This window comes from Mumia sp. (assembly GCF_028803055.1).
Classification (GTDB): Bacteria; Actinomycetota; Actinomycetes; order Propionibacteriales; family Nocardioidaceae; genus Mumia.
In genome coordinates, this window is record NZ_JARBCJ010000268.1 from 1 (window position 1) to 3,078 (window position 3,078).

Annotated in this window: 4 protein-coding genes; 3 read left to right on the forward strand and 1 reads right to left on the reverse strand. The window is 72.3% G+C overall.

What is annotated here, in order from left to right:
* On the forward strand, positions 1-950 hold a 950-nt coding region (locus tag PV363_RS16820; protein ID WP_301022955.1), incomplete at its 5' end, for a hypothetical protein.
* 89 nt (positions 951-1,039) lie between these two features.
* Here PV363_RS16820 and PV363_RS16825 read toward each other — a convergent pair.
* Positions 1,040-1,924 (reverse strand): hypothetical protein, encoded by an 885-nt coding sequence (locus PV363_RS16825; RefSeq protein WP_301022956.1) that lies wholly within the window; start codon positions 1,922-1,924, stop codon positions 1,040-1,042.
* Positions 1,925-2,038: 114 nt separating this feature from the next.
* On the opposite strand from PV363_RS16825, the gene PV363_RS16830 reads away from it, so the two are divergent.
* Together PV363_RS16830 and PV363_RS16835 are read left to right on the forward strand one after the other, a co-directional pair.
* The gene (locus PV363_RS16830) at positions 2,039-2,626 is read left to right on the forward strand and encodes a flavin reductase family protein (protein WP_301022957.1); all 588 of its coding nucleotides are present in this window, start codon (positions 2,039-2,041) and stop codon (positions 2,624-2,626) included.
* Positions 2,627-2,652: 26 nt separating this feature from the next.
* Positions 2,653-3,078 (forward strand): acyl-CoA dehydrogenase family protein (locus PV363_RS16835; RefSeq protein ID WP_301022958.1); only part of this gene is annotated, 426 nt, incomplete at its 3' end.

The following is a 3,078-nucleotide window of genomic DNA, read 5'->3' on the forward strand; positions in this document are numbered from 1 at the left end:
CGCTCGTCTTCCTCCTCGTGCTCGGTGGATGCACCGCCGGATCCAGCGCCGACGAGGGTCCTTCGACCTCTGAGCCATCGGCTCCCGTGACGATCGCGCCCGGCTTCACGGTGGTCGACGGAACGGAGCTGGTCGGAACCGCCATCCCCGCCGAGCGGTTGATCGACCCGACAGACGTCGACGACGGATGGTGGGCGACGCTGATCCTCGACGGCGACCCGGTGGAGATCGTCGGGGAGTACCTGGACCAGGCGGTCGCGGCCGGGTTGGACGACGGTGCCCCGCGCCCCGGCCCGTGTGACTGGATGGCCGACCGGCAGGTCACCTGCACGACGGGCGTCGCGAGGACGCCCGACGCCGCCGATCCGCGGAGCCTCGAGATCAGGGCGGTGCGCGGTGAGGTGTCGGGCGAGCCCGTCAGCCACCTGCGGCTGCGGTACAGCACCCTGCCGGACAGGTGGGACGGCCTGCCTTCCGTGTCGGAGGAGCTCACTCCCTCGTCCGGGGGGGCAGGGGGCGAAGGTGTCGCGCCTCCTGAGCCGCCGGGCGACTGGCCGGCGTTGCCGGAGGAGGGCGACTCCTTCGACCGTGCGTGGGGAGGGCTCGGTGTCCTCGACGTCGTTCCCGGCTCGGTTCTGGTGGCCCAGCCAGGCTACGGACTCGGATGCGACAGCACGGACTGGTCCGCCATCCTCCGCGTGGATGGCGATCCCGAGACGATCCTTCAGCAGTACGTCGATCAGTACCTCTCGGTCGAGCCCGCTCTCACGATGCAGGAGCCGACCACCTTCGACAGCGGTGACGGGACGCAGCTCACGACCGTTCACGGGTTCATCCCGACCGGCGACGTCGCTGCGACGCTCTCCCTCGTCACCGACCCGGCAGCCGACGCCCCCGCGTGGCTCGCGATCGAGGTGTGTAGCGAGGGTTTGCCCCTGTTCACGTCGTGATGGCCGTCGGCGCACACCGGCTCACGCCGAGCGGTGTGACTGGCGCCGTTCGCAACGGTGCGGCGTGAGGACGATCGGCCGGCTGGAGCTCAGTCGTCGTCGAGGTCGATGACGAGCGCCTCGTCGAGCACCGTCATCGGCGTGGTCCAGTCCGCCGGCCCTCCGGCGAGCGGGGCGCGCAGCATCAGCACCGCGCCGTCGCGCTCGAGCGCGTCGCCGGCGTCACCCTCGATCAGATCGGGGATGATGCTGTCGGAGTCGAGCACATCGCGCACGCGGGCCTCTGCCTCGGAGGCCGCGTCGGCGTCGGCGCGCGACCACACGACGATCAGGTCCCAGGGGTCGCCGGGGGCCAGGGCGACCCCCGACCAGGCGCCGGACCTGCCGTCGTCGGTGAGCGCCGCCAACCTGATCAGCACGGCGTCCTGCTGTTCGAGCACGTCGACGACGTGCTCCAGCACCGCCGGCGCGGCATCGGACGTCGCGCCGTCGAGATCGCTGGTCAGGACGTCGCCGTCCACCGTCATCTCGGCGACATCCGAGGCCTCGACCGCGTCCTCGTCGAAGGAGCCCCGCGCCGCCACCCCCTGGAGGTCGGCGACCCAGCAGTCGACGTCGGCAGGGGCGTAGGGCAGTTCGTCGTCACCCCTGCGCTCCACCAGGACGTGTGAGGTGATGCGGTCGGGACCGGCCCCCAACTCGAAGGCGCTCTGCCGCAGGGCCTCGTCGTCGCTGTCGTCGTAGCCGGCCGCGCGGGCGCCGTCGAGGTCGGCGCCGTCCACCGCCGTGACATCCTCGGGGAGCCGATCGAGCAGTCCGCTCATGCAGCCCTCACCGCCCCCGGAGGCGCGGGCGACCGCCCACGCCCCGGCCACGACGATGACGACGGCGGCGACGCCCGCGCGGATCAGAGCGGTCCGGCGTCGCGCCGACGGCGGGGGAGCAGAAGCGGGGGAGGGGGACGTGTCGGACACGGGCCGTGTCTCTAGCACACGTCCGGCTGCGCCGGCAGGGCGCGCCCTGCGCCCGGCTCGAGCGCCACGGAGGCCGGTTCCGGCCGGTCACCGCGCGTCGGGCAGCATCGGGGTGTGATCGACCGCGACCTCAAGCGCAGCCTCGGCCAGATGATGAAGGGCGTGCAGGTGATCGGCGCCGCCCACGGCGGGGTGGTGCGGGCCTACACGAGCCACTGGCTGTGCCAGGTCAGCTTCGACGAGCCGATCCTGATGGCGTCATCGTCGCCGAAGCACGACACGCATCCGCTCATCGTGGCGAGCGGGCGGTTCTCGGTGTCGGTCCTGGCAGGGGACCAGGTCGAGCAGGGCCAGTACTTCTCGTATCCGGGACACCGCATGCGCTATGTCGCCGACGACTACCTCGACGACGTCGACGGGTTGCCGCGGGTGCGCGAGTGCATCTCGTGGCTGCGGTGCGAGGTCGAGGACCACGTCAGCGGCCGCTACGACCACGACCTGTTCTTCGCACGGGTCACCGACGTGCGGGAGGGGCGGCTGGGCGAGCCGCCGCTGCTCTACTCGTCGCGGCTGGGCTGGCGGTCGGCCGGCGGGCGCATCCGCGAGCCGGGAGGCTCTGTCCGCGATCGCCTGCTGGCCCGTGCCGACGGCGAAGAGGCGCCGGGCGAGGCGGGTGGAGCACCCGGCGGATCTGCGCCTTGACCGAGCGGTCAAGTACCGTGGGCTGCATGGCGATCACCGAGACCGTGCGTTCCGAGGCCCGCTCCGACGACGAGGCACGGGTCCTCGAACTGTGCGAGAAGCTCCTCGCGGACGTGCCGCCCCGCGGCGCCGATCCGGTCGAGTTCCTCGGCCGCCAGTTCGACCTCGGCCTCGCCTGGGTGCACTTCCCCGAGGGCAACGGCGGTCTCGGTCTCTCGCCCAAGCTCCAGAAGCTGGTCAACGAGACGCTGGCGCGTGCCGGCGCTCCCCGGGCCGGTGGGCTCAACCCGATCGGCCACGGCATGGGCGCCCCGACGATCGTCACCCACGGCAGCGACGCGCAGAAGCAGCGCTACCTGCGCCCGCTGTTCACCAACGAGGAGATCTGGTGCCAGCTCTTCTCCGAGCCGGGCGCGGGCTCCGACGTCGCCGGCCTGTCCAGCCGGGCGGTG